The organism is Marinomonas sp. G8-14 (genome assembly GCF_055808935.1).
Window position 1 is genome coordinate 582,519 of the sequence record NZ_CM147891.1, and the last position, 19,256, is coordinate 601,774.

At 42.4% G+C, this 19,256-nt stretch carries 14 protein-coding genes and 1 pseudogene; 7 read left to right on the forward strand and 8 right to left on the reverse strand.

What is annotated here, in order from left to right; genetic code table 11:
* Window positions 1-35 precede the first annotated feature (35 nt).
* From AC0L6V_RS02865 to AC0L6V_RS02895, 7 genes are all read right to left on the reverse strand, one after another.
* On the reverse strand, window positions 36-524 hold the full coding sequence (locus tag AC0L6V_RS02865; protein ID WP_418138758.1) for a 2-hydroxycarboxylate transporter family protein: 489 nt from the start codon (window positions 522-524) through the stop codon (window positions 36-38).
* A complete protein-coding gene (locus AC0L6V_RS02870) occupies window positions 442-1,320 on the reverse strand; it encodes a 2-hydroxycarboxylate transporter family protein (RefSeq protein WP_418138759.1) in 879 nt (292 codons plus the stop codon). The genes AC0L6V_RS02865 and AC0L6V_RS02870 overlap by 83 nt, the downstream gene beginning before the upstream one ends.
* A gap of 238 nt (window positions 1,321-1,558) precedes the next feature.
* Window positions 1,559-3,277, reverse strand: a complete 1,719-nt coding sequence (locus AC0L6V_RS02875) for a GGDEF domain-containing response regulator (protein WP_265217294.1) — start codon at window positions 3,275-3,277, stop codon at window positions 1,559-1,561.
* Window positions 3,278-3,290: 13 nt separating this feature from the next.
* Window positions 3,291-3,716, reverse strand: a complete 426-nt coding sequence (locus AC0L6V_RS02880) for a response regulator (protein ID WP_265217295.1) — start codon at window positions 3,714-3,716, stop codon at window positions 3,291-3,293.
* Window positions 3,709-5,202 carry a sensor histidine kinase gene (locus AC0L6V_RS02885; RefSeq protein WP_418138760.1) on the reverse strand — a complete coding sequence of 498 codons (1,494 nt, stop codon included), beginning with the start codon at window positions 5,200-5,202 and terminating at the stop codon, window positions 3,709-3,711. Before AC0L6V_RS02885 ends, AC0L6V_RS02880 begins: the two co-directional genes overlap by 8 nt.
* Window positions 5,203-5,360: 158 nt before the next feature.
* Window positions 5,361-6,137, reverse strand: coding sequence for an FCD domain-containing protein (locus AC0L6V_RS02890; protein WP_265217297.1), 777 nt, complete (start codon window positions 6,135-6,137; stop codon window positions 5,361-5,363).
* A gap of 136 nt (window positions 6,138-6,273) precedes the next feature.
* Entirely contained in the window at window positions 6,274-7,266 is a 993-nt protein-coding gene (locus tag AC0L6V_RS02895) for a TRAP transporter substrate-binding protein (protein WP_265217298.1), read from the reverse strand.
* A 208-nt stretch (window positions 7,267-7,474) separates the two neighbouring features.
* On the opposite strand from AC0L6V_RS02895, the gene AC0L6V_RS02900 reads away from it, so the two are divergent.
* From AC0L6V_RS02900 to AC0L6V_RS02930, 7 genes and pseudogenes are all read left to right on the forward strand, one after another.
* Window positions 7,475-7,945: a TRAP transporter small permease gene (locus tag AC0L6V_RS02900; protein WP_265217299.1), complete on the forward strand. Its 471-nt coding sequence runs from the start codon at window positions 7,475-7,477 to the stop codon at window positions 7,943-7,945.
* A gap of 125 nt (window positions 7,946-8,070) precedes the next feature.
* Window positions 8,071-9,323: pseudogene (locus tag AC0L6V_RS02905) on the forward strand (TRAP transporter large permease).
* Between the two features lie 44 nt (window positions 9,324-9,367).
* Window positions 9,368-11,767, forward strand: coding sequence for a glycoside hydrolase family 31 protein (locus AC0L6V_RS02910; protein WP_265217300.1), 2,400 nt, complete (start codon window positions 9,368-9,370; stop codon window positions 11,765-11,767).
* A gap of 14 nt (window positions 11,768-11,781) precedes the next feature.
* The gene (gene uxaC, locus AC0L6V_RS02915; protein WP_265217301.1) at window positions 11,782-13,188 is read left to right on the forward strand and encodes a glucuronate isomerase; all 1,407 of its coding nucleotides are present in this window, start codon (window positions 11,782-11,784) and stop codon (window positions 13,186-13,188) included.
* 32 nt (window positions 13,189-13,220) lie between these two features.
* The gene (locus tag AC0L6V_RS02920) at window positions 13,221-14,714 is read left to right on the forward strand and encodes a mannitol dehydrogenase family protein (RefSeq protein ID WP_409419345.1); all 1,494 of its coding nucleotides are present in this window, start codon (window positions 13,221-13,223) and stop codon (window positions 14,712-14,714) included.
* Window position 14,715: 1 nt separating this feature from the next.
* Entirely contained in the window at window positions 14,716-15,891 is a 1,176-nt protein-coding gene (gene uxuA, locus AC0L6V_RS02925; protein WP_265217302.1) for a mannonate dehydratase, read from the forward strand.
* Between the two features lie 345 nt (window positions 15,892-16,236).
* Window positions 16,237-17,856 carry a methyl-accepting chemotaxis protein gene (locus AC0L6V_RS02930; RefSeq protein ID WP_265217304.1) on the forward strand — a complete coding sequence of 540 codons (1,620 nt, stop codon included), beginning with the start codon at window positions 16,237-16,239 and terminating at the stop codon, window positions 17,854-17,856.
* Between the two features lie 310 nt (window positions 17,857-18,166).
* Here AC0L6V_RS02930 and AC0L6V_RS02935 read toward each other — a convergent pair whose 3' ends face one another.
* Entirely contained in the window at window positions 18,167-19,036 is an 870-nt protein-coding gene (locus AC0L6V_RS02935; protein ID WP_265217305.1) for an FAD:protein FMN transferase, read from the reverse strand.
* Window positions 19,037-19,256 lie beyond the last annotated feature (220 nt).

A 19,256-nucleotide genomic window follows, 5' to 3' on the forward strand; every position in this document is an offset into this window, starting at 1 on the left:
ATGTTTTGCCTTTTCATGTGTTTACCCGTTTGGTATTAAGCGATCGCTTGAACCACGATTGTTGCCAGTATCAGCATGAAAGCGCCACCAATGCGAGAGGATATTTGTGCAAAAGGCATTAGTTCCATGCGCTTACTTGCCGCAAGAACAGCCACATCGCCTGTGCCGCCCATGTTTGCCATGCAAAGACCGCCAGTAATGGCCGCTTCGATAGGATAGAAGCCCATTAACCAACCAATCAGGCCAGCACCAAATACCGCGCCCAGTACAGTGATGAGTACTAGGAAGAAGTACATAGGAGACAGCGCATCAAGGATCTGGTTTAGATCCGTATAAGCCACACCAATACCTACCAATAGGGCAGGAGTTAAGTTGCTAACTACAAACTTGTACCAAGAGAATGCTGCTTGTTCTAGTGCTTTTGGCATGATGCCTGATACTTTAATCAAAGCAATCGATAGTATCATCAAGGCATAAGTGTGCATGCTGATATAATTTGATAGTAGCGTACCGAGAAAATACATACTGACAGCTAACAATGCACCAACACCTAAAATGGTCACGTTGAGCCTCTGAGCCTTTCTGGTCTTCTTCCTCGATTGGCTTTTGACCACGAATAAGCTGGCCATTACCGGTGAGACTGGGTGCCATTTGGCCAACTTTGTGTAGTAAGCCAGCCATGACGATGGCAATAGCATTACCAATTGCTAGGGCCGGTACCATCTGCGACATTAAGGATTCTGCGCTCATTCCTGTTTTACCAGACATGATTTCAACAAGTGGCACAGCACCAGCGCCCATACCGCCACCCATGATAGGAAGAGCAATCAGCATAACCGAGTCATAAAAATTTTTACTGACCAACATGCCGACTAAACCGGTGAATATACAAGCAAAGAAAGCCGATCCTAAAATGACAGGGATATATTTTAATGCCGCTTTCTTGAGTGTTTGAGTGTCCATACCAAAGATAGAGCCAGTCACTAGGCTTGCCACATAAAAAGACAAGAAACCGCCACTTTTCATAAAGGTTGTGACATTGTTTTCTGCACTGGAGGGAAATAGGCCGCTGTGAAATAAGTAAGCAGAGCCGAAAATGACAACGATGGCACCACCACCAAAAAATTGGTTGATAATCGGAGTTCTGTCTCCAATATAGTTAAGAATAAAGCCAATAATGACCATAATTCCTAATGCCCCTATCATGCCACCTGGCATCTTGCCTGCAAAGGTAGCTAATAAAATAGTGATAGCGGCTATGGCCAATATGATTTTGCTGGTGCGCTGATCCTGCACCGTCATAACATCGTTAGTGATCATGATAGACTCTCTTTTTTTGCTTGTTTTAATGTGCGCGGAAGTCTACCAACCTTCTTTATAAGCGGAAGTTACTTTTCCTTTAATGAAACTAAAAAGTGGTTTTGAAACTTTTGTAATGCTTTGTCTTGGTGGTTTTTTGCACAATCGGCTGCGTATTTTGTCATGATTAAGTCCATTGGAAGGCGTTAAAATATCTTTGTCTTAGAGGAAAATAGTGCCCGGTTTTGGCGTCATGTTTTTAGTGAAGCTGATATTTTTGTCTGTATGATAGAATCCAATCACTCATTTTATCAGCAGACATAGGTTTAGCGATGAAATAACCTTGGCCAAGTTGGCAGCCCATTTCAATCAGTGTTTGCTCGTGCTCAAGTGATTCCACGCCTTCGGCGATTAACTTGTAATGAAAAGCTTGGCTTAGTGCCACAATGCATTTCACAATGGAGCGATCTTCTTGATTTATTAGAAGGTTTTGTACAAATCCTTTATCAATTTTTAAGGTATTAAGAGGCAATTTTTTCAGATAATTTAACGAAGCATACCCTGTTCCAAAATCGTCTAATGCGACATGAACCCCTAATTGACAGCAGGCTTTTACCACCTCTACGGCTTGGTTGATATCGCATATTGAAACCGTTTCTAAGATTTCAAGTTCTAATGATTGCGGATTAATGTTAGGCATACTTTGTAGTAAGAGGCTAAGGCGCTGGGCAAAATCTTTGCTGAGTAAGTGGGCTGGTGAGATATTAACACTGATCATGAGATCTTTTATTTTCCATAAGGCATGTTGGCTGAGCGCTTCTTGTAGAACCCATTCACCGATTAATATACCCGTGTTAGGGTGCTCTAGAACTTCTGTAAAATCAGCCGGATAAAGAAACCCCATGGTTGGGTGATTCCATCGAATAAGCGCTTCTACGCCGATTAATTTATGCTCTACCATATTGATTTGTGGCTGATAATGCAGCTCGAACTCATTGTTTATAATGCCTTTTTCTGCTGCTTGTAACATCGCTCGGCGTGCAAATTGACGACGTTCCTCTTCAGGATCGAAAAATAAAATATTGTTACTGCCTAAGTTTTTAGCTTGGTACATTGTTTGATCTGCGCGCCGTAAAATGGTGTCAGCATCAAGGCTGTCATTTGAAACCAAAGCAACACCGATGCTGGCAGATACTTGAACATGGCAATCGAAGGCCTCTAGTTCAATTGGCGTATTGACCAAATCAATTAGTTGTTTGAGGAAATCATCGCATTCTTTTTTGCTTGATACATCACGCAGCAACAGAACAAACTCGTCCCCGCCAATCCGAGCCAAGGTGTCACTTTTGCGAAGAAGACCTTTTAGTCGGTTGGCGATGGTTACCAATACATAGTCACCTGTATCATGTCCATAGTTGTCATTTACCGGCTTAAAGTTATCTAAGTCAAGAAAGGCGACCGCAGCCGATTCTTCATGAGTAATAGCCTGCTGTAAATGTTCTAAAAGAAGAGGGCGGCTAGCCAATCCGGTTAAATTGTCGTAATGAGCCATGTCGTGGAGTTTTTTGTCTATTTCAGCTCGATGGACTGAGCTAATAATAGCGCGGATAAGCTGAGTACTTTGCAGATGATTCTTTAATAAATAGTCACTTGCACCTAGACGCATCGCTTGGGCGGCCACTTCTTCATCGCCTAGTCCTGTTACCATGATCACAGCGCAACGTTTTTCTAAAATAGTGCGGATATGATTGAGAAGGGTTAAACCTGAATTAAGTCCTAATCGATAATCCACAATGACACAGTCGAAATCTCCCTCTTTTAAATAGACCATCGAGTCTTCAATCGATGATGCTTCTAATACATGAGTTTCAATGTCCGATTTTGACAACATGCGGCGAAGACGTTCTCTATCCACATCGTCGTCATCAACAAGCAGAAGTTTTAAAATATGCCCAGTGTCGTTTATGGTTGCTTCCATGATTCCTCCTGAATCAGCGATTTGGTTCGACTGCATTTTTATAAGCATGCAAAAGTGCAGCTAGCTTCGCAAACTGCGGACCAACTGAAGATTTAACCATATAGCCCGCGACATTATTGTCATAGGCACGAGATCGGTCATTATCATCATTTGAGGTGGTAAGAATGAAAATAACAGTATCCTGCAATGCCTCATCATCTCGAATGTATTCTAAGAACTCAAAGCCATTCATAATTGGCATGTTTAAATCTAATAATACTAAATAGGGGGTTTTTAAGGCCCGAGTTGGATGCTGCTTTTTTAAAATGTCTATGGCAATTTGACCATTTTCTGCATAGACCAAATGGATATCTGGAGCCACTTTTCGCAGTCCACGAGTAATTGATTCTGCAGCGACGTCATCATCTTCAACGATTAAAACACTTAATTCTCTAATCATGGTTATCCTTCCTTAAATAACGGGGCCACCAGACGTGGAAAGTTACACCTCGCTGATGTTGATTGGCTTCTACGCTGATGCGTCCGCCATGCGACTCAACTAGCCGCCGGCTGACGGAAAGACCAATACCTGTTCCACCACGCTCGCTTGCCGTGATTGTTTGAAATAATCGAAAAATACGTTCATGTGACGCAGTGGGAATCCCAAGCCCATCATCGCAAATTGAAAAATGACAGAAATTATTTTCTACAACGCAGCGTATTAAAATTTTTCCTACTTGTGTGTCATGATGTTTAATCGCATTGCTAATAAGATTGCGCATGACGGTTTCAAGCGGAATCCATGTCGAAATAAAGTGTGTTATTTGAATATCGCGTTCTAAAAGCATACCTTCTGGTATTTCAAGTAACTCAAAAACGTTATCTAACAGAATATTTAGATCAATTTGTTGGGGAGTGGCGTCTTTTTTTCCTGCACGGGCATAAGTTAATAAATTATCAATCAGCTGCTCCATGCGTTGAATACGAATGCCAATGCGATCTAGGTTATTGCTCACATCTGGTAAGGTGTTTGCTCCTAGGTCCTCCTTAATCCACTCTAATAAATCCGCAATACCGCGTAATGGTGAACGTAGGTCATGGGATGCAACATAGGTAAACTCCTCTAAATTGGTATTAATTTCACGCAGTTCCTGCTCCATTCTTTTACGTTTTGTGATGTCTAATAAAGACACGAACACCATATTGTTGTTGTGCTCATCTTCAAAAGGACTTAGGCCTATTTCAACTGGAAATTCACGCCCGTCCTTGTGCAAAGCCGTTAAATCACGTCCAATGCCCATCATCCGAGGCATTGGGTTTTGATGAAAAGAGCGACGCAAATCACCGTGATGGTGTCGGTAGCGTTCCGGTAATAAGAGATCAAGAGGCTGATTGAGTAACTCTTCAGGATGGTAGCCGAAACACTCACAAAGCATATTATTTGTGACACGAATGATGCCACTTTCATCAACCACCAATACACCATGAGGTGCGTCCTGTATAGAACGCTGGAACATATTATTGGCGCGCAGTCTTGGTGTCAGATCAATTAAAGTCGCCAATACCAGTGTGTGCTCATCTTGCTCAACCGGATTTAGGCCAATTTCTATGGGAATCAACACACCATCTTTACGTTTTGCATGCAGCGCTTGGCCTGCCCCCATTTGCCGTTTGCGAGGTTGGCTAAAATACTGACTCATTAGATGTTTGTGGCTTGATCTAAGTTCGTCAGGTAGTAAAAAATCAATATCCCTACCAATTAATTCCGTGGTCGAATAGCCCAATATTTCAGCCAATGAATCATTCACGAATAGGATGTGTGCTTCTGTGTTAACGATCATAGCACCCATAGGCAAACAGCCAACCAATTGCTGTAAGAAGCGATCGTCCATTAATTGTTTGTTACTAAAAAGAAGGGAATTTTCTGTGGTTACATTATGATCCATCATTCATTCCATTTATAAAAATCTCTCTTTAATATAGATAGACTAAGAATGCATAGACGGCAATGAAGGGGAGAGCGAGATTTGTTAAAAAGAGTATCTTAAAAAGGATGGGTGAGGGATAAACTTCCCTTATTAGTCAATAAGGGAAGTTTATCTGATTAGCCACATGGTGGTTGAACAGGGTTAGAGCTAAATAAATAGCCATCAAAATTTGGGTCTTGATGTTCAGATAATAGCATTAACGTATCTTTCACGTTTTCTAAGTGTCGCCACATTGCCATGCGGGCACCATCGGGTTTTCTTTGTTGTATGGCTAAGAGAATATTCTCATGATCAACTAACCACTTTTTACGGTAAGCTTGATCTGTAATATGAGAGTGTAATTGCTTCCACATAGGGCTATTTTCGCGTCGCTCCCAGAGGTTTTCAACCAGATCAACTAAAACACTGTTTTGCGTTGCTTCTGCAATGGCTAGATGAAACAGTTTGTCAGCGGCATGATCATTATCAAGAATATCAATGTTTTGTTTTTCAAGCTCTAATGCATCACGCATTTTTATGATATCTTTTTTGGTCGCTTGAGTGGCTGCAAACTCTGCAACATGGCTTTCGAGTAATTGTCTTGCCTGCATCATCTCGAAAGGACCAACATCATTATTATCTAGAGATTCCTCAAACTTGTTAGATGATTTAATGTTAGTCGGTTGGTTTAGAAGATAAATGCCACTGCCTTTGCGAACTTCGACAATCTCCATCAGCTCAAGCATTATTAATGCTTCACGAAGTAAGGTTCTGCTCACGCCTAATTGCTCAGCAATATCGCGTTCGGGCGGTAAGCGGTCTCCTATCTTATATTGGCCTTGCTTAAGTTCCTCGTATAACTTAAGTCCCACCTCTTGGTATAGGCGCTTTGGTTTTACAAGAGTATTTATCATAGCTTTCTACTTTACTTTAGCCAATTCGATGAAGAAATTAGAGACAGTTGTATTTTAAAAAGAAACGTGCGAATGATGGGCGACTCTTATTTACCACTACAACAATAGCACTAAGATAAGAGTCGCTTGATTTAACTTATTTGTCGAGTGCTTTTATCGCCTTGACATAAGGAGCAATAACAGGGTTTTGCTCTGCTTCCTGGAACATTGGAGCAACGGCTTCAATGAAAGGGTCTTTATCAACATCAATGATTTCAACGCCCATTTTAGTTGCTTTTACCAACTCTTCCTCAGTGTATTCACCCCAAATCTTTTTCATGTAAGCGGTAGCTTCTTTACCAGCATCTAAAACGGCAGCTTTGTTTTTATCTGACAGTGTTTCCCACGTTTTAGTACTAATCACTAGCACATCAGGAATCATCGCATGACCATCACGAGTATAGTATTTGGCCACTTCACCGTGTCGATAGGTTGTTACTGCACCTATGTTGTTCTCTGCGCCATCAACAACTCGTTGTTGAAGAGCGGTATACAACTCACCAAATGGTAGTGGCGTAGGAGAGGCTCCCATTAGCTCCATCATCTTGATTGCACTAGGGCTTGGTTGAACACGAATTTTCATGCCTTTCAAATCAGCAGGAGAGTGAACAGGCTTCGATGTGTAAAAGTTGCGTGAACCTGCGTCAAAATAAGCGACGCCCACAAAGCCGTATTTTTCAGAAGAGCTTAGAATTTTTTGTCCAACATCTTCACTCTCTAGTGCGCGATAGAAATGTTCGCGGTCTCTAAAGATATAAGGAATGTTGAAAGCGCCATAAACTGGGTCAAATGATTCAAGTTCACTGGCATTTGACTTAGCCATATCTAGTGCGCCGCTTTGCAACAATTCTAAAGACTCGCGCTGTGTACCTAATTGGCCATTTGGATAGACACGTACTTTTAAATCTCCATCGGTTTTTTCTTCTACTTCATCTGCAAAGAATTTAAGTGCTTTATGAACTGGAGACTTAGTGTCGCCATTGTGACTCAGCTTTAGAGTTTCTGCGAAACTCATTGATGAAGCACTCATCAAACCACCTAATAGTAGTGCTGAGGCAACATGCAGCTTAGTTTTTTTGATTTTTAACATATTGTAAATCTCCGTTTTAGTATTTTTATATTATTTTTAACGTTTTCGGATAAGTAGGGTGTGTCGTTATGAGTCTGCATAATTGCACGCATATTCAATTTGGTCAACCAATCTGGTTTAGTTAGTTGACCAAAATTAATGTTTGGTTCAATATGTTGTCGATTGGTGAAAGCCATTGTGGGCTTTTTATCCCTTCTGGAGGTGGTAAATGACGAAATTTATTTATGTGGTAGACCGCATATTATCGACTGTTTGCGTCACTTTGATGGTGACCCTTGTGGCCTGTGTGGTTTGGCAAGTGTTTTCTCGTTATGTATTGGGAGCACCCAGTACGTCAACGGATGAATTGGCTCGATTTCTATTTATTTGGGTTGGTTTGTTAGGCGCGGCGTTTACCTTAGGTCAGAAAAAGCACTTAGCAATGGACTTTATGTTGCTCGCGTTGGATGGGCGAAAAAAGGCCATCTTGCAATTGGTAATTACTCTAATTGGTTTGTTTTTTGCCTTGGTGATTATGGTGTTTGGTGGCGGCTCTTTAGTGCTTAAAACGATAAGTGTTGGGCAGATTTCACCGGTTTTAGGGTTGGAGATGGGGTTGGTTTATTCTGCCATTCCGATCAGCGGTATCTGCATGATTCTCTATTTATTACGGGATATTTTTGCTCCAACGCAAGATTAAAATGCTTTACAGGCTAAATAATAGCGTCTTTTCGTAGCCTGTTTAGTTCTTCATAAATTCTAATAATAAGGATAAAAAACGTGGAATGGTTAGTAGCACTCGTTTTATTCGGTAGTTTTTTTACTATGTTGGTACTTGGTGTACCCATTTCCTTTTCCATCGCGATTGCCTCGTTATTGTCTATCATGGTATCGCTGCCTTTTGATGCGTCGCTGTCGGTGGTGTCACAAAAGCTTGCTTCGGGCATGGATAGCTTTACTTTGCTTGCAATTCCATTCTTTATTCTTGCTGGCAATATAATGAACCGAGGAGGATTGGCGCTTCGTCTCATTGAGTTTTCTAAGTTACTTGCTGGTCGCTTGCCGGGTTCTTTAGGGCACGTGAACGTGATTGCAAACATGCTTTTTGGGTCGATTTCTGGTTCAGCAGTGGCCGCCGCCGCCGCGGTGGGTGGTACCATGGCGCCATTGCAGAAAAAAGCGGTTATGATCCCGTTTTTTCAACGGCCGTTAATATTACTTCTAGTCCTGCTGGGCTGTTGATCCCTCCTAGTAATGCCTTGATTGTTTACTCGCTTATTTCAGGCGGCACCTCTATCAGTGCTTTGTTTTTAGGTGGCTATTTACCCGGGTTGTTGATGGGCGCTTGTGTAATGTTAGCTGTTGCTGTGGTGGCGAAAAAGAAAAACTATCCAGTATCAGAGAAAGTTACTTTAGGGGAGGCCGGTAAGATTACCTTCAGAGCTTTGCCTAGTTTGGGACTTATTGTGGTCATTATGGGCGGTATTATCGGCGGTGTTTTTACCGCCACAGAAGCCTCAGCGATTGCTGTTGTTTATTCTTTGTTGTTGGCGCTTATTTATCGTGAGGTCAGCTTGAGAGATATGCCGAATATCATTCTTGGCTCGGTTATGACGGCAGCGATGATCATGTTGCTAATTGGCGCATCCATGTCCATGGCATGGGCGATGGCCAACGCAGATATTCCTTATGCAGTGAGCGATGCGTTATTGGCCTTGTCTGATAATCCAATTATCATTTTGTTAATCATTAACTTAATTTTGCTGATTGTCGGTATCTTCATGGATATGACACCAGCGTTGTTAATTTTTACACCTATTTTTCTACCCATTGCCCTAGAACTGGGTATCGATCCTGTTCACTTCGGCATCATTCTTACATTTAACCTATGTATTGGTATTTGTACGCCACCTGTAGGCAGTGCGCTGTTTGTTGGCTGCTCGGTAAGTGGTGTCAAAATTGACCAAGTGATTAAGCCATTATTGCCTATTTTTGGTTTGTTAATAGTGGCGTTGTTGGCGGTGACTTTCATTCCTGAAATTAGCCTATTTTTACCTTCTCTTTTGCTTGGATACTAGTTTAGAAGCTTGCAGATTTTAACGATGTTTGGAGATAGATTTTTATGAAGCCGATTAATAATTGGAAGCTTCTTGGCGCTGAAAATAACCGTGTGGACATTGAATGCGATGGCCGTCATGTTTTGCATTTTTTCGTTTTAGAATCCAACGTGATTCGAGTATTACTGAAAAAGAACGGTAAGCTACAACTCGAAAACAGCTGGTGTGTTTCCCCAAATGACAGTCTAAATGGCAGTGAAATGAGCTGGCAAGGCCGCGACCGTATGAGCACGGAAGGCTTTTCTTGTCCAGAATTCACCGTCGCAGAACAGGATAACCAGCTCAGCATTACCACCGCATCACTGCGTGTGACCTTATCGAAGCCATTGAAGTTAACATGGGAATACGCTGACGCGGCTGGCAATTGGCATTATCTTGCTGCAGATCGTCATAGTGGTGCTTATATGTTGGGTGTTCAAAGCAACGACATTCATCATTATATGGCGCGTGATTTGTCTGAAAAGTATTACGGATTGGGAGAAAAAACTGGTGACCTAAACCGTCATGGCTCTCGCTACCAAATGCGTAATATCGATGCCATGGGTTACGATGCCAAACACACCGATCCACTGTACAAGCATATTCCTTTTTACATTACGAAAACCGAGGCAGCCAGCTTTGGTATTTTTTATGACAATTTGTCCACTAGCTGGTTCGACTTGGGTAATGAGCTAGACAATTACCATGGTTACTACCGTAGTTACCATGCAGAAGAAGGCGATCTCGATTTCTACTTCATGTATGGTGAAAAGGTGGTGGACGTCACTAAAACCTATGTTGGTCTAACAGGGCGTACTATCTTTGGGCCGAAATGGAGCCTTGGTTACAGTGGTTCTACTATGTCTTATACCGACGCCGACAATGCCCAAGAGCAGTTGGGGGAGTTTATTGAGCATTGCGATAATCACAGTATGCCATGCGATTCTTTCCAGTTGTCATCGGGTTACACCTCGATTGGTAACAAGCGTTACGTATTTAACTGGAATACCAGTAAAGTGCCAGACCCTCATAAGCTGAGCGCAGATTTCCATCAAGCTGGTCTTAAATTAGCGGCTAACATCAAGCCTTGTTTGTTGCAAGATCACCCACGATTCGAAGAAGTGGCGTCGCAAAATTTATTCATTCAAGACTCTGAATTCGACGCACCTGAGTCTTCTCAGTTTTGGGATGATTCTGGCTCACATTTGGATTTTACTAACCCAAATACCATCCAATGGTGGAAAAAGAATGTCACCGAACAATTGCTAGAAAAGGGCATTGATTCTACTTGGAATGATAACAACGAGTATGAAGTTTGGGACAGTAATGCACGTTGTATGGGCTTTGGTAAGCAAATCCCTATTAAATTGATTCGTCCTTTGCAGCCTTTGTTAATGATGCGCGCATCCTTTGAAGCTCAAACCGAGTTTGCACCTAACCTACGTCCTTACTTGATTTCCCGTTCTGGTTGTCCGGGCATGCAGCGCTATGTTCAGACATGGAGCGGTGATAATCGCACTAACTGGCAAACCCTACGCTACAACACTCGCATGGGTGTCGGCATGAGCTTATCTGGCTTGTACAACGTCGGTCATGACGTAGGCGGTTTCTCAGGCGATCGTCCAGACCCTGAATTGTTTGTGCGTTGGGTACAAAATGGTGTCATGCACCCACGTTTTACCATTCACTCTTGGAACGACGATAAAACGGTTAACGAACCGTGGATGTATCCAGAAGTGACGTCCATCATTCGTGATGCCATGACGCTACGTTACCGCCTCATGCCGTATCTATATGACTTATTATGGCAAGCTCACAAACACCACGAACCTATGCTACGTCCAACTTTCTTGGATCACGAAGCCGATGCACGCACCTATGAAGAGTGCGATGACTTCATGCTAGGTAAAGACCTTTTGGTCGCTTCTGTGGTTGAGCAAGGCCAGCGGGTACGTCCTGTGTATTTGCCAGATAACGGCGACGGTTGGTATGACTTCCACCGTAAAAACTGGTATGCGGGCGGTCAGGATATCTCCTTGTCAGCGGCTCTAGAAGAGTTACCGCTGTTGGCGCGCGCCGGCAGTGTGATTACCACCAGTCGTCGTATTGCTCATGTGGATGCCGAGCAGGACACCCATCGCGAATTTCTAGTGTTCCCATTCAAGGGAACGGGGCAGCGTGATTTGTCGGTATTTGATGATGATGGTGTATCAACAAATTATCTTGATGGTCAATATCTGCAACTGAATATGACTCTTTCTTCTAGCTTGGAACGCATTGATTTGAAGGTATCCCGTGAAGGGCAGTGGCAGCCTGCTTACAAAGAGGTGAGTTTTGTATTGCCAGAAACAGAACGACGTCCTTTCTATGTCAATGGTAAGCGTGTCATGCCGAATCAAGACATTGCATTCAGTGACGTGTTGTAAGCGAAGGAGATGACATGAAACCCTTTATGAACGAAGATTTTTTACTGACCAGCGAAACGGCGAGACGTTTGTATCATGAATACGCGGCTGACCAGCCAATTTACGACTATCACTGTCACTTAAGCCCAAAAGAAATTGCTGAGAACCGCCAGTTTTCCGACCTAGGAGAAATCTGGCTAGAAGGCGATCACTATAAGTGGCGCGCTATGCGCACAGCGGGTATTGAAGAGCGCTTAGTAACAGGCAACGCCAGTTTTAAAGAAAAATACCAAGCGTGGGCGAAAACCGTCCCGCAATGTATTGGTAATCCAATTTACCATTGGACACATCTAGAGCTGCGTCGTCCTTTTGGCATTAGCAATATCTTATTTTCACCTAAGACAGCGGATGCCATTTGGGATCAATGCAATGAAATGCTCCAACAGCCAGCGTTTTTTGCTCGCGGTATTATGGAGCAGATGAATGTCAAAATGGTTGGCACAACGGACGATCCAGCCGACAGCCTGGAGCATCATAAGTTTATTGCTAATGATTCCACGTTTGATATTGCCGTAACGCCTAGTTGGCGTCCTGATCGTGCTTTCAAGGTAGATCATGTTGGCTTTAAAGACTACATGGAAAAGTTAGGCAAAGCGGCCAACAAAAACATCACTTGTTATCGCGATTTAATCGATGCCTTAGCACAACGCCTTGACGTATTTGATGCGCACGGCTGTCGAAGTGCGGATCATGGTATTGAGATCATGCGCTTTGCGAAAGAGCCGAGTGAGGCGGATTTAGATGCTATCTTCCGTCAGCGTATGGATGACAAACCACTGAGCGAACTACAAATCGCCCAGTTTTCCGCGGCAGTACAAGTGTGGCTGGGCAAAGAATACACCAAGCGTGGTTGGGTGATGCAGTTGCACATTGGTGCCCGTCGTAACAATGCCACTCGTATGTTTAAGTTGGTCGGTGGTGATTCTGGGTTTGATTCCATGGATGACCGCGCTTTTGCAGAACCTTTGGCGGGTTTCTTAGATGCACTAGATCAAACTGATGAGCTGCCAAAAACCATCTTGTATTGCTTGAACCCTATGCATAACGAAATGCTTGCGACCATGATTGGCAACTTCCAAGGTGGTGGTGTGGCAGGCAAGGTGCAATTTGGCTCTGGCTGGTGGTTTAACGATCAGCTCGATGGTATGCAGCGCCAATTAACCAGTGTCGCGCAAATGGGGTTATTGAGCCAATTTGTGGGCATGCTAACTGATTCCCGTAGTTTCTTATCTTACACTCGCCACGAATATTTCCGTCGTTTGTTGTGCGAGATGATTGGTGGTTGGGTTGAACGAGGCGAAGCGCCAGCAGACATGGCGTTATTGGGCGAGATGGTAAAAGGGATTTGTTCGGAAAATGCCAAGAAGTACTTTGGTTTTTAAGGTACTGGTCTCTAAAAACATAAGGAATCATCATGATTAGCATAAAAACAACAAATACCTTATACGCACCAGAAATGGTGGATGTTGGCATTGTTCATATTGGATTGGGCGCTTTTCATCGTGCGCATCAAGCCGTTTATATAGAGAAAAATCTCAACCGAAATCAAGGTGGTAATTGGGGTATTTGTGCCGTGAATATTCGCTCGAATAGCCAACTGGTTGACGAACTTAAAGCCAATGGCTGCCGCTACCATATTGCGGAATACCAAGACAGCCAGAATGTCGAATTGCGTGAAATCAACGCGATTCGTGATGCCTTGTTTGCTGGGACAGATAAAGAGCCTTTGTTTGAAAAGCTGGTGTCGCCAAAGACCAAAATTGTAACGCTAACCGTTACTGAAAAAGGCTATTACCTAGCGCCCGCGGACAAAACATTGCGTCAGGATGATCCCAGTATTCAGCATGACATCCAGAACCCAACGACACCGAAAACGGCACCGGGGATCTTGGTTGAAGCCTTGTATCGCAGAAAAGAATTGAATCTACCGCCGTTTACTATTTTGTCTTGTGACAACATGCCGAATAACGGCAGTTTAACGCGTCGTGCGGTCTGTGAGTTGGCATCTCATCGTTCAGCAGAGTTTGCTCAATGGATTGAAGGCAACGTGGCATTTCCAAGCTCCATGGTGGACAGAATTGTGCCAGCCATGTCGGAGGTTTCCCGTGAGCGATTGCAGAAGGAGCTTAATTGTCACGATCAAAATGCCGTGATGTGTGAAGCCTTTAGTCAATGGGTAGTAGAAGATAATTTCCCGCAAGGTCGACCAGATTGGGAGCATGACGGCGTGCAAATGGTGAAAGACGTTCACCCGTTTGAAACCATGAAACTGCGCTTGTTAAACGGCAGTCACTCTTTGCTTGCTTATGTTGGGTTAGCGGCCAAATACAAAACCGTGGCGCAAGCGGTTGCGGATGAAAAGTTTGCCAACTTGATTTGTCACTATATGAGTTTTGAAGCGGCACCAACTTTGGATTTGCCTGAAAACGTACAGGTTCAAACCTATATTGACAGTTTAGTGAGCCGCTTTGCCAACGACAGTTTGCAGCATCAGTTATCGCAAATTGCGATGGATGGATCGCAAAAAATTCCTCAGCGCTGGTTAAATGGTGCGGAAGAGCGTTTGGCGAATGATGCAAAACAGGGCGATCTAAATGCAACGGTGTTAGGTGTAGCGGCATGGCTATTTTATGTGCGCGGTGAAGACCTTGAAGGCAATCAACACAAGGTTGATGACCCCATGGCGCAAACATTAAGTGAGCTTCATGGTCGTTGTGCTGACCCTGAAAGCTTGGTGCGCGAAGCGCTAAAACTGAACGATATTTTTTCAACAACACTCAGTCAAAGCGAGATGTTTTCTCGTGCTGTATTGAATGCTTATCAAACAATTATTTCAAGCGGTGTTACAGAATGTCTGTTATTCAACAACAGACTATCAAATAACAACACTGCGAATTTCGGAGGATAAAATGGAACATACTTGGCGTTGGTTTGGACCAAACGACGAAACAACTTTGACGGATATTCGTCAAACTGGGGCAACGGGTGTCGTCACGGCTTTACATGAAATCCCCAATGGCGAAGTCTGGCCTGTGGAAGCGATTAAAGCGCGCAAAGCCATGATAGAAGCTCATTCATTACGTTGGTCTGTCGTGGAAAGTGTCCCTGTCCATGAAGATATTAAAAAGCGTACAGGCAATTACAAAGAGTACATTCAAAACTACAAGCAAACTTTGCTGAATTTAGCTGAATGTGGCATCGACACTGTATGCTATAACTTTATGCCTGTACTGGATTGGACTCGTACCGATTTGGATTACGAATTACCAGATGGTTCTCGCGCTTTACGTTTTGACCAAACCGCTTTTGCTGCGTTTGAATTGTACATTCTAGAGCGCAAAGGCGCAGAATCTGAATACAGTGATGACGAGAAAGCCAGAGCAAAAGTGTTTCTAGAAAACCTAAAGCCAGAAGACAAAGACCGTTTGGTCGCGAATATTATTGCGGGTCTTCCAGGCTCAGAGGAAAGCTACACCCTAGAGCAGTTCCGTGAAAAATTGGATGAATACGCAGGTATCGACAAAGACAAGCTGCGTGAGCATCTAAAACTTTTCTTAGAAGAAATTGTACCTGCTGCTGAACAAGGTGGTTTGCGCTTGGCGATTCACCCTGACGATCCACCACGTCCGATTCTTGGCCTACCACGCGTGGTGTCTGTGAAAGACGATATTGATTGGCTGGTGACATCAGTGCCAAGCCCTGCAAATGGCATTACCTTATGTACAGGGTCTTACGGCGTTCGTGCAGACAATGACTTAGTGGACATGGTGAACCGTTTTGGATCACGTATCTTCTTTACTCACTTACGTTCAACTAAGCGTGAAGAGGTGGCTGGAAGCTTCCATGAAGCGTCTCACCTTGGTGGTGATGTGGACATGGTGGGCGTAGTTCGTGCGCTTCTTGTCGAAGAGAAAAAGCGTAATGACAACAATGCGCCGAGTTTGATTCCAATGCGACCAGATCATGGCCACCAAATTCTTAACGACCTAGAAAAAAATACTAAACCGGGTTATTCAAAACTGGGTCGAATGAAAGGTTTGGCGGAAGTTCGTGGCTTAGAACTGGGCTTAAAAAGCACACTTTAATCTCGTTAATTATTTAGCTTAAATGCAAAAAATGCTTTTTGTCGATAGGTAAAAAGCATTTTTCTAAATTCTCCTCTATTAAATTCTTTAATATCAATCATTTAATGCAACGAATAGTTGTGGCATTTCAATACTATTTTTAAAAGTGCATCTAAAAAGTATCAATAAGAGGTGGTTCTTGTATCTTTTCTAAGACCTATTGAATACGGCCAGGTTAGACGATATTATCCGCGAGAATTTCATTGTAACAAAATGTAAATTTATATGGGGATGTAAATTTAAACATTTTATTCTTTGAAATGAGTCTATGGAAAAAATATTCTAATAATGGAGTGTAAATATATAATGAAGAACGTTAAGCTAAGTGTTTTGCTTTTTTCTAGTTATGGTCTGATTGTCTTTGGTCTTATAGTAATTCTGATATTTTCTTTTACTCGCATGAGTATCATTAATGATCAATCCACCATTATTTCAGAGAATTGGCTACCCTCAGTTAAAGCTATAGAAAACATAAAGGCTCAAATAGCGGATTTTCGTAATACTGAAGCAGTACATATTTTAAATGATGATCCACAACGTAAAACTATGCTTGAAAGCATGGCTGATAAAAGAAAAAAATCTATAGAAGATAGCATTCAGAAGTATAAAAGCCTCATTTCCTCATCTGAAGAAAGAAAACTATTAAGTGACTTTGAAATACAGTACCAAGAGTATTTAAACATACAGAAAGAAATTTTTCGGATGTCACATATAGGAGACTTAGTCGCAGCTCGAACGTTGTTTGGTACGTCAAGCTTAGATATCTACCGTAATTATATTGTTATTTTAGATAAAATTTCAGACGTAAATAGCGAAGGAGCTATGTTGGCCAGTGAAAATGGTGATGTTGTTTATCAAGAGTCGACTTCTGTACTTAGTATCGTTGCAGTCACTGTTATTGTCGCTGTGCTTATTATTGCATTTTATATTACACGTACATTAACTCAGCAAGTTGCTTATATTCAAAATGCCATGACACATTTATCGGGTGGTGACTTGAGCTTCCGTTTAGAAAATGTTTCCCGTAATGAGTTAGGTATCTTAGCTGGCCACTTCAATAAAACAGTTGAGCAACTCTCAGAAACGGTAAATGAGATTCAAGAAGCCGCGACTCAACTGGCTTCTACTTCGGAAGAGTTAAGTGTTGTCACGGAAAAATCGACACAAGATATGCATCTGCAGAATGAGCAGTTAGAATTAGCCGTTTCGGCTGTTACTGAAATGACATCAGCCGTTGAAGATGTAGCGCGTAATGCAGTCGCTACTTCAAAAGATTCAGATATTGCTGATGAACGCGCTGAATTAGGTCGTGATCAGGTCCAACAAACCATAAAAACCATTCAGTCTCTATTGACAGAGTTGAAGATTACGACTCAAGGTATTAATGATCTAGCAGGGCAAGTGAGCAGTATTGGCTCAGTGTTAGATGTAATCCGCGGTATCGCCGATCAAACGAACTTGTTGGCATTAAACGCAGCGATCGAAGCGGCTCGAGCGGGTGAAACAGGACGAGGTTTTGCTGTTGTGGCTGACGAAGTGCGTGCATTGGCACATCGTACTCAAGAGTCTACAAAGGATATTGAAGCAATGATTCAATCAGTGCAAACTGGCACTGATCTTGCCGTAAGTTCTATGCAGCGTAGTCATGACAAAGCCAACGCGACATTGGATATAGCGAATTTGTCTGGAGAAGCGCTTAAATCGATTGCAGACTCTGTATCACGTATTAATGATCAAAACATTGCCATTGCGAGTTCTGCCGAAGAACAAGCTCTTGTTGCGCGTGAAGTGGATAAAAACTTATTAATTATTCGTGATATTGCAAATGAGGCTGTAGCTGGAGCGAATCAATCCAGTGCAGCGAGTTTAGATCTTGCTAGATTGGCCGTAAATTTAAATAGTTTAACGAATCGCTTTAAGCTTTAGTTTAACTTTATTTATATAAGTAGAGTTTTAAAAACAAAAGCTGACTTTACAGTAAGTAGTTAAGAAATAATGATAAGAGTGAGTGGTTATCCTACTTGCTCTTTTTTAATTAACTTTTTTCTAAGGAATATAATTATTCCAGCATGTAGGTTTGGGCTGGGTGATTGATTTCTAATATTTTATTTTAATCAATGGTCTATTTTTGGGAATAATTCGATTTTTTATGGTTTATTAGTACGAAAAAAATTAAGTAAGATAATAAAAAAGACCAAATAACATTGCTACCCAGTCTTTTTTATAAAATAACGAATTAATCAAATTCAACTTTGTCTGTTTTTAGCATGGCGGTGCTGCTGGAATCGATTAATTTATCTTGTTTTCTTTCGATGAAGAAGACTTCTAAGTTTTCGTTTTTGGCGATTTTAGCGCCTTCATCAAGGCCAAGGCATAACATAGCTGTTGCCCATGCGTCGCTGACTCTACCATCGGTTCCAAAGACAGATGCTGAGACAAGATCATGTTTAATCGGTTTACCTGTGCTTGGATTAATAATATGGGAGTACTCCACGCCGTTATCGTCAAAGTGGCGATTATAAGTCCCAGAGGTATCTAGCGTAATGCCTTGGTAGTTGGTTACTGTCATGATTTTATGGATTTTAGGTAGGCCATCTTTTGACGGAATGGGTTGCTGAATGGCGATGCGCCATTCATCACCATTTGGTTTGTGTCCTTTGACTTTCATATCACCACCAAATTGCACCATATAATTCTGAAAGCCTTTCGATTCGAGTACTTCGCTCAGCTTACCAATGGTATAGCCTTCACCCATGGAAGAAAAATCAAGTTGTAAAAATGGTCGAGTTTTACGAATACGGTTGTTTTTATCATCTACTTCAATTTTATCTATCCCCAACTCAGCTTTGACCATTGCCAGTTCTTCGTTTGTTGGAACGTGAAGCGTGGCCTTTTTAAAGCCCCATAAATCAAACAGAGGACCAACCGTTGGGTCATAACAACCTGCCGAGCGATTGTGGATTTCTTTAGATATCTTGATTAAGTCGATAAAGTCTTGCGAAGCAGGTTGCCATGCCATAGAGGGGCTGGTATTGAATTCAGAGATGTAGGAATCTGGACGATAGGTGGAGAGGCTCTTTGTCAATTTGCGCAAGAGTAGTGTCAAACTCTGTTTGTACCTCACTAACAGGGGGTGCATCTTCCGCCCAGAATAGAATCTGGTACGTTGTGCCTTGTGCATAGCCTTCAATGCTTTCTATTTTGGGTGGTTCACTGCATCCCGTTAGAAATGCAGTCATAAATAAGGCGCAGATTCCTCCTAAGGAAATGCGGTTAAAACGGTACTTTATGAATTTAGTCATGCATTTAAGCCTTGTGAAAAATGA

Bases quoted from the DNA above. Each gene is read 5' to 3' on its own strand.
- AC0L6V_RS02865 (WP_418138758.1), bottom strand. From the start codon at position 524: ATGTATTTTCTCGGTACGCTACTATCAAATTATATCAGCATGCACACT.
- AC0L6V_RS02870 (WP_418138759.1), bottom strand. From the start codon at position 1,320: ATGATCACTAACGATGTTATGACGGTGCAGGATCAGCGCACCAGCAAA.
- AC0L6V_RS02875 (WP_265217294.1), bottom strand. From the start codon at position 3,277: ATGGAAGCAACCATAAACGACACTGGGCATATTTTAAAACTTCTGCTT.
- AC0L6V_RS02880 (WP_265217295.1), bottom strand. From the start codon at position 3,716: ATGATTAGAGAATTAAGTGTTTTAATCGTTGAAGATGATGACGTCGCT.
- AC0L6V_RS02885 (WP_418138760.1), bottom strand. From the start codon at position 5,202: ATGGATCATAATGTAACCACAGAAAATTCCCTTCTTTTTAGTAACAAA.
- AC0L6V_RS02890 (WP_265217297.1), bottom strand. From the start codon at position 6,137: ATGATAAATACTCTTGTAAAACCAAAGCGCCTATACCAAGAGGTGGGA.
- AC0L6V_RS02895 (WP_265217298.1), bottom strand. From the start codon at position 7,266: ATGTTAAAAATCAAAAAAACTAAGCTGCATGTTGCCTCAGCACTACTA.
- AC0L6V_RS02900 (WP_265217299.1), top strand. From the start codon at position 7,475: ATGACGAAATTTATTTATGTGGTAGACCGCATATTATCGACTGTTTGC.
- AC0L6V_RS02910 (WP_265217300.1), top strand. From the start codon at position 9,368: ATGAAGCCGATTAATAATTGGAAGCTTCTTGGCGCTGAAAATAACCGT.
- uxaC (WP_265217301.1), top strand. From the start codon at position 11,782: ATGAAACCCTTTATGAACGAAGATTTTTTACTGACCAGCGAAACGGCG.
- AC0L6V_RS02920 (WP_409419345.1), top strand. From the start codon at position 13,221: ATGATTAGCATAAAAACAACAAATACCTTATACGCACCAGAAATGGTG.
- uxuA (WP_265217302.1), top strand. From the start codon at position 14,716: ATGGAACATACTTGGCGTTGGTTTGGACCAAACGACGAAACAACTTTG.
- AC0L6V_RS02930 (WP_265217304.1), top strand. From the start codon at position 16,237: ATGAAGAACGTTAAGCTAAGTGTTTTGCTTTTTTCTAGTTATGGTCTG.